General features: G+C 55.0%; 7 protein-coding genes. 6 read left to right on the top strand and 1 reads right to left on the bottom strand.

Annotated features, from left to right (window positions below; genetic code table 11):
- From Q0K17_RS09910 to aguB, 4 genes are all read left to right on the top strand, one after another.
- Window positions 1–594, top strand: a 594-nt coding sequence (locus Q0K17_RS09910; protein ID WP_294542687.1) for a saccharopine dehydrogenase C-terminal domain-containing protein, incomplete at its 5' end; no start/stop codon positions are given.
- Entirely contained in the window at window positions 594–1,742 is a 1,149-nt protein-coding gene (nspC, locus tag Q0K17_RS09905; RefSeq protein WP_294542685.1) for a carboxynorspermidine decarboxylase, read from the top strand. The genes Q0K17_RS09910 and nspC, both read left to right, overlap by 1 nt.
- Before the next feature lie 26 nt (window positions 1,743–1,768).
- A complete protein-coding gene (gene aguA, locus Q0K17_RS09900) occupies window positions 1,769–2,851 on the top strand; it encodes an agmatine deiminase (protein ID WP_294542683.1) in 1,083 nt (360 codons plus the stop codon).
- Between the two features lie 19 nt (window positions 2,852–2,870).
- Window positions 2,871–3,758, top strand: a complete 888-nt coding sequence (aguB, locus tag Q0K17_RS09895) for an N-carbamoylputrescine amidase (RefSeq protein WP_294542681.1) — start codon at window positions 2,871–2,873, stop codon at window positions 3,756–3,758.
- A gap of 67 nt (window positions 3,759–3,825) precedes the next feature.
- Here the strand turns inward: aguB and Q0K17_RS09890 are convergent, their stop codons facing one another.
- Complete coding sequence (locus tag Q0K17_RS09890; RefSeq protein ID WP_294542680.1) at window positions 3,826–4,122, bottom strand: DUF1540 domain-containing protein; 297 nt, start codon at window positions 4,120–4,122, stop codon at window positions 3,826–3,828.
- Window positions 4,123–4,320: 198 nt separating this feature from the next.
- Between Q0K17_RS09890 and Q0K17_RS09885 the strand changes: the two genes are divergently transcribed.
- Both Q0K17_RS09885 and Q0K17_RS09880 read left to right on the top strand, forming a co-directional pair.
- A complete protein-coding gene (locus tag Q0K17_RS09885) occupies window positions 4,321–5,937 on the top strand; it encodes a hypothetical protein (protein ID WP_294542679.1) in 1,617 nt (538 codons plus the stop codon).
- 101 nt (window positions 5,938–6,038) lie between these two features.
- A complete protein-coding gene (locus Q0K17_RS09880) occupies window positions 6,039–6,323 on the top strand; it encodes a DUF1294 domain-containing protein (protein ID WP_294542678.1) in 285 nt (94 codons plus the stop codon).
- The last annotated feature ends 124 nt before the right edge of the window (window positions 6,324–6,447 follow it).

Below are 6,447 nucleotides of genomic sequence, written 5' to 3'. Positions count from 1 at the left end.
TGGGTAGAGACCAAGCCCATGGAAATCAAGCGGGAGTACGATTTCCCCCAGGTGGGCAAAAAGGATATGTACCTGCTCCATCACGAGGAAATCGAAAGTCTGGCCAAGAATGTGCCCGGGGTCAAGCGTATCCGCTTCTTCATGACCTTTGGCCAGAGTTATCTGACCCACATGAAGTGTCTGGAAGATGTGGGCATGCTTTCCACCAGCCCCATCAACTTTGAAGGCCATGAGATTGTTCCCATCCAGTTCCTGAAGGCTCTGCTGCCGGATCCGGCCTCCCTGGGCCCCCGCACGGTGGGCAAGACCAACATCGGCTGCATTTACACCGGTGTGAAGGATGGCAAGGAACGTACCATCTATATCTACAACGTCTGCGATCACCAGGAATGCTACAAGGAACTGGGCAGTCAGGCCATCAGCTACACCACCGGTGTGCCTGCCATGATCGGCACTGCTCTGGTAGCCAATGGACAGTGGCGCAAGCCGGGTGTGTTCAACCTGGAAGAGATGGATCCGGACCCGTTCATGGAAATGCTCAACCAGTACGGGCTGCCCTGGGTGGTGGATGAAGCCCCCGCTACGGTGGAATGATGGAGCGGCTGGCAAGCACGGAGCTGGGGCTGCGTACCCCGGTTTATGTAGTGGACGAAGCGGCACTGGTGCAGAATCTGTCCATCCTGCAAGGTGTACAGCAGCGCACCGGTTGCCATATCCTCCTGGCGCAAAAGGCCTTTTCCATGTTCCGGGTTTACCCGCTCATCGGACAATATCTGGCCGGCGCTACCGCCAGTGGCCTGTACGAGGCACGTCTGGCCCACGAGGAGATGCCCGGGAAGGAAAACCATGTGTTTTGTCCGGCCTATACGCCGGAGGAGATGGAGCAGCTGGTTAAAATCTGCGACCACATCAGCTTCAACTCTCTGGCGCAGCTGGAAGCCCATCGTGCCGTCTGGCAGGGGAGCCATGCCAGCGTTGGGCTGCGGGTCAATCCTGAGCATTCTACCCAGGAAGGCCATGCCATTTATGATCCCTGTGCTCCGGGCAGCCGCCTGGGTATCCGCCGCTGCGATTTTCCAAACACGCTGCCGGAAGGGGTGGAAGGTCTGCACTTTCATACCTTGTGCGAGCAGGATTCCGCCCCGTTGGTGGAAACCTTCCGGGCCTTTGAAGAAACATTCGGCAGCTTCCTGTCAGGCCTGAAATGGCTGAACCTTGGGGGCGGGCACCATATCACCCGCCAGGGGTATGACCTGAAAGCGCTGGAAGACCTGATTCTGTATATTCGGAAAAAGTACGGCGTGGAGGTTTATCTGGAGCCCGGTGAGGCCATTGCTCTGAATGCAGGTTTCCTGATTACCACCGTATTGGATGTGGTGCAGGCCAGTGACATGCCGGTTCTGATTCTGGATGCTTCTGCAGCCTGTCACATGCCGGACGTGCTGGAAATGCCCTACCGCCCACCGCTGTTCGGCGCAGGGGAAGCGGGGGAGAAGCCCTGCACCTGCCGTCTGGCGGCGCGCACATGTCTGGCCGGGGATGTCATCGGCGAGTACAGTTTTGACAAACAGCCCCAGGTGGGGGATCGACTGGTGTTCGGTGATATGGCCATTTATTCCATGGTCAAGAACAACACCTTCAATGGGATGCCGCTGCCGGATATCGCTTTACGCCATACCGACGGCCGCTGCGAGGTGGTCCGCCGCTTCGGTTACGAAGATTTCAAAATGCGCCTTTCCTGAACAATGGCCAGAAACGAGGTTTTTTCATGTCCGATTATCGCATGCCGGCGGAGTACGCCCCTCACCGCGGTACCCTGATGATCTGGCCGGTGCGTCCCGGCAGCTGGGGCAAGAATCCAGCCCGTGCACAAGAAGCCTTTGTGCGGGTATTTGAAGCAATTGCCGAGAGCGAAGAGCTATATATCCTCGCAGGCCCCGATCACCTGGAAGAAGCTCGGAGGGCGGTGGCGCATATCTCACGCGCCACCGTGCTCTGCATCGACAGTGATGATGCCTGGGCCCGGGACGTGGGGCCGACCTTTGTCCGCAGCGCAGAAGGCAGACTTAAAGGCATCAGCTGGCGATTTAACGCCTGGGGCGGTGCGGTGGACGGTTTGTACGCTGATTGGGACAAGGATGATGTGGTGGCTTCGGCTTTTTGCAAGGCGCTGGATCTGCCCTGCGAGGATGCGGCGCCGTTTGTACTGGAAGGCGGAAGCATTCACACCGATGGAGAAGGAACCGCGCTGGTGACTGAAAGCTGCTTGCTTTCCGCCGGACGCAACCCGGATATGTCCCGGCAGGAAATCGAAGAAGAACTGTGCCGTCGTTTGGGGGTACAAAAGGTCCTTTGGCTGCCACGGGGTATCTACAACGATGAGACCAACGAACACGTGGACAATGTCTGTGCCTTTGTGGGGCCCACACAGGTGGTCCTGGCCTGGACTGACAAGGAAAATGATCCGCAGTATGCGCTGTCGGCGGCAGATCTTGCGTATCTGGAAAATGCCACGGACGCCAAGGGACGCTCCCTTACCGTTTACAAGCTGCCCATTCCGGACCATCCGATTTTGTGCAGCGAGGAGGACTGCGCCGCTTATGAGTTTGCACCCGGGGAGGATGTACGTACCCCGGGCGAGCGTTTGGCGGCCAGCTATGTAAACTTTTATTTTACCAACAGCGCTGTGCTGGTACCTCAGTTTGGCGGCGAAAATGCCGAAAGTGATGCTCGGGCACTGCGCATTCTGCAATCCCTTTGCCCTGACCGAAAGGTCGTAGGTCTGCCGGCCCGGGAAATTTTACAGGGCGGGGGGAACATTCATTGCATTACCCAGCAGATTCCACAGTAACTCAGTAAGGAGGAAACCCATGCCTCAAACCATGGTAGCTGCCGTGCAGATGTCCTGCTCGGCTGACCCGGCCGAAAATATCGCCCATGCCGAGGAATTGGTCCGGCAGGCAGCCTCTCAGGGCGCGCAGATCGTGCTTCTGCCGGAACTGTTTGAACGCCCCTACTTCTGCCAGGAACGCCGGTACGACTATTATGCCTACGCCACGCCGCTGGCGGAAAACCCGGCGGTGCAGCGATTCTCCCAGGTTTGCCGGGAACTGGAGATCGTCATGCCTGTCAGCTTTTATGAAGCGGATGGCACCCGCTTGTTCAACAGTGTAGCCATGATCGATGCGGATGGCAGTGTGTTGGGCGTTTACCGCAAAACCCATATTCCGGATGACCATTATTACCAGGAAAAATTCTACTTCACCCCCGGCAACACCGGTTTCCGTGTTTTTGAAACCCGGTACGGCCGGGTAGGCGTCGGCATCTGCTGGGATCAGTGGTTCCCGGAAACCGCCCGCTGTCTGGCACTGGCCGGAGCTGATATTATTCTGTATCCCACGGCCATTGGCAGCGAGCCGATCCTGGATGTGGACAGCGCCGGCCACTGGCAGCGCACCATGCAGGGACATTCGGCAGCCAACGTGGTGCCTGTGGCAGCAGCCAACCGGTATGGAGTGGAGGTTGTCAGCCCCTGTGCGGAAAACGGCGGCCAGCAGAGCGCCCTGCGCTTCTACGGTACCAGTTTCCTGACGGACGAGACCGGTGCGGTTCTGACACAGGCCAGTCGGGAGGGAGACGCTGTTCTGACCGCCTCCTATGACTTTGCGGCAAACCGGCAGGCTCGTCTGGAATGGGGCCTTTTCCGGGACCGGCGTCCTGAGTATTACGGCGCCATCTGTGATCTGGATGAATTCTGATTTGTGATACAAAAGCCCTCATGTGCGGATATCTTCCGTACATGAGGGCTTTTTGCTGTAATACTACTCAGCGATCGGCTCTGGTGGCGCACTGGGGACCGCAGCTGCATTCCTTGATGGTGATGTGCATGGCACTGCAGCGGCTGTGGTCATTGTACCGACAGCCGGCATCATCACATCGGATGGAAGTCTTAGCGGCGGGCGGTACGTTGTCGGTACAGACATTGCCGTAAGCTTCATTGTTGCGGTAACTGCTGCACACCGAATCGGTGGGGCCGGTATGGTGTACGCTCACGCCGTCCAGGCAGCATCCGCCGCCCTTATTATGGCAACAGTCAGACTGGGAACAGTCCAGATAACACATTTTACAATCACCTCCATAAACAGAATGTCCGGACTTTGATTGGATTATGTATGATGCAGTCCGGAAGGAACCTACCAAATCTTCACATGCGCAACAGAAATCTATCACATTTTCCGGCTATGCTGATGAATAAAGCGGGGACTGCCGCCGTATAGCCGCTGCCTTGATCGCGGCGGAAAGTAAAGAGGCAAATGTTTTATGAAAAAATACACATCATTGTTTGGTGTGATGATGGTTTTGATTTTTGCGGCATGCAGTATAGGTTCACTGTCAGATGTCTGGAAAGGAAACAGCACAACATTGACTGGCCAGGTCATTCAACTGGATGCAGATACAGTAACGCTCCGCCTGGGAGAACTGGCCGTGGTGCAGACTTCAGAAAGTGCTGCGATGGAATCTCTGCTGGCAACCAACTTTATTCAGGCAGGACGAAGCTCTTCTCATACAGCACCTGTAGTTCAGACTCCGATGCAAGTCTTTGTGCCGTGGCAAAAAGATGTTGTATTGAATCTTGGCACGGCAAAATGTTTTGTTATGGCGGATGATGGTGCAGTACAGACCGCCAGTTTGGAGAATATAACACCGAAGGCGATTTTGAATGTCACCGTGAGCGGCGATCGTACCCCATTGACAGTGGTGGTTCTGAAGGATATACGGCAAGGAAAGACAGATGCCGCGACGCTGCAGGGAACATCCGCAGCCAGCATAGAAGAAAGTACGACCCGACAGGGTGAAGAATACACCTCCGAGTCCGCTGACGAGAACGCCCTTCGTATTATAGCGGCAAAGGTAGGGCTGCGTTCTGTCCGTGTTGAAAAATCAGATGGCGGCAGCACCAGCACAGCTGCAAGCAATTATTACGGACGGAACGCTGCGCTGCTGGTTACTGGCGGTGCGCAAGTGACCCTTTCAAAAGGCGTTGTCAATTCTTCGGCGTCAGATAGCTGTGGGGTGTTCGGTCATGGAAGCGGTACATCTCTTCGCTTGAATGACACAACGATCACAACAACAGGAGAAAGGGGCACTGGCCTGCAGACGTCCGGAGGGGCTTGTGCGAACGCCAGCAATATGACGATTACCACATCCGGCACTTCCGCTCCGGTTCTCCGAACCGAAAGCGGCTCGCTGAATGTGGAGGGCGGAACCTACACTTCCGGCGGGTACGATGCGCCTGTGATTGATGCCGCGGGGGAGGTCGTCGTTCAAAATGCGGAGTTGACAGCCAACAACTCGGAGGCAATTGTGGTGAGTGATGCAGGTTCTCTTTCATTGGAGAACTGCGATGTCAGCGGTAATCGGAACAGTATGGAAGAAGAGAAAGAACCGTATACAGTGAAAATCGGCGGACAAAGCAGTCCGGCGCCAAAGTCTATTTCTTTTGCTATGTCGGATGGAAGCCTACTTTCCCGAAATGGGGATGTGTTCTATATCGAAGGCGCCGACTGTGAACTTGAACTGAACCGTATAGATCTTCTCAACATGGGTGGAGGAGCTTTATTGCGTATGGCCTCCAAGGGAGAGCGTCAGGAGACGGCTGTCCATCTGAAAGCAAAGCAGCAGACATTGTCCGGCAATTTGATGGTGGACAGTGATTCTACTTTACAGCTTGAGCTGACAGGAACAAGTTTGCTTTCCGGCGCTATTGTTCGCAGTGATGACGAAGCTGGAAACGGGTACATTTCCGTGAAGATAGATCAGAGCAGCACATGGGTACTGACCGGTGACAGCACAGTGGATTCTCTGGATAATAAGGGGACCATCCAATATAACGGACATTGCATCACCTTGGCGGACGGAACTGTCCTCCGTGCATGAGCCGAAAAGAAGCCCTTTTTATATGGGGGCTTCTTTTTTGTATTGTCTATGCTATAATGCGGATAGAATAAATGAATTGGCTAGGAGGGGAAAATTTGTCTTTGACAGGATATGCGGAGTGGGGAGTGCGTTTCTGGCTGCTGCTGGTCAATTTGATCGGGGGAATTCTGATGGCGGCAGACAAGGGGAGAGCCAAACGCGGCGCTTGGCGCATCCCGGAAAAGACCTTCTTTGTAATAGCACTGCTGGGCGGCAGTATCGGATGCTGGGGCGGTATGTACCTGTTCCGCCACAAAACCAGACACTGGTATTTTGTTCTGGGAATGCCGGCGATTCTGGCGGGCCAACTTTTACTTGTCTGGTGGCTGAAAACACACATCTTGTAAAGTCTGTGCAAAATAAGCGTGCATTTCTTGCCTTGCCCAAAGCGGTGTGCTATACTGAATAAAATTGCACACATGTATAATGAGGTGAATCTTTCATGGAATGCATGAATGTACAGCTTTCCCC

This window comes from uncultured Gemmiger sp., from assembly GCA_944388105.1.
GTDB lineage: Bacteria > Bacillota > Clostridia > Oscillospirales > Ruminococcaceae > Gemmiger.
The sequence above is the reverse complement of the archived record's forward strand: the minus strand, read 5'-3'. Positions and strand labels throughout refer to the sequence as shown.